Origin of the sequence: Pseudoclavibacter sp. RFBJ3, from assembly GCF_002931375.1 — a bacterium.
Lineage (GTDB): Bacteria > Actinomycetota > Actinomycetes > Actinomycetales > Microbacteriaceae > Pseudoclavibacter.
Genome location: NZ_PSXZ01000044.1, coordinates 1 through 838, shown reverse-complemented (window position 1 = coordinate 838; position 838 = coordinate 1). Strand labels below are relative to the sequence as shown.

The window sequence follows — 838 nt, the reverse complement described above, 5'->3', positions numbered from 1 at the left end:
CTCGCGATGGAGGAAGCAGCCGCGGCGATGCTCGCGGCCGGCGCCGCCCTGCAGCTGCGAGCCCACGCGGCCGCGTACGACTTCGGGCACGCCCTCGATGTCGCTGAGGGGTGCGCGGAGTCGGCCATGCATGTGCGATCGATCGCGAACGAGGTCGCTCTGCTCGTGAAGCTCGCCGCCGGCACCGCCCAGGGACACCTCGCGTCGGCGTCGGTGACGCTGCGCGAGTTCCCGGCGCTCGCGGTTGCGCTCGAGAGCAATGCTGCGACGCCCGCGCAGGTGCACAAGCTCGTCGAGGTCGGCTTGAAGATCAACCACGACGACCCGGCCGAGCAGACACTCCGGCGGGGAGAGTTCGTCCAGGTCATGCTGGAGCGCGTGCGCCGGGAGCCGCTCCCGCCGGCAGCGCTGCAGCACGCGGCCGAGCGCGTCGCGGAAGAGCTGACCGGGGAGTCCATCGACCAACGCCACGAACGCGCGAAAAAGCACCGCCGCGTCACGGTCGAGGACCTCGGCGACGGCATGAGCGTGCTGCGGGTACTCATGGACTCGTTCGTCGCGCACGCCATCCGTGACCGAGCACGCAAGCAGAGCGAGGCCATCATCAAAGCCCGCCCCAAACCAGCCACCAACACCCCCAAGGGCAGCACGGCCGGCGAGACCGGCCAGACGGGCGAGCTGGCAGACGCGGTTGCACCGGATGAGCGCACCCTCGACCAGGTCATGTCCGACGTCATCGCGGACCTGCTCCTCACGAGCGACCCCACCGTCTCGAGCGCCGCGAAAGGCATTCAAGCCACCGTCCAGCTCAGCATCCCCATCACGACACTCCTCACCC

General features: G+C 69.8%; 1 pseudogene. It reads left to right on the top strand.

The features are described 5' to 3' along the window. A pseudogene (locus C5E07_RS19600) lies at nucleotides 1-838 on the top strand (hypothetical protein); the annotation flags it as partial.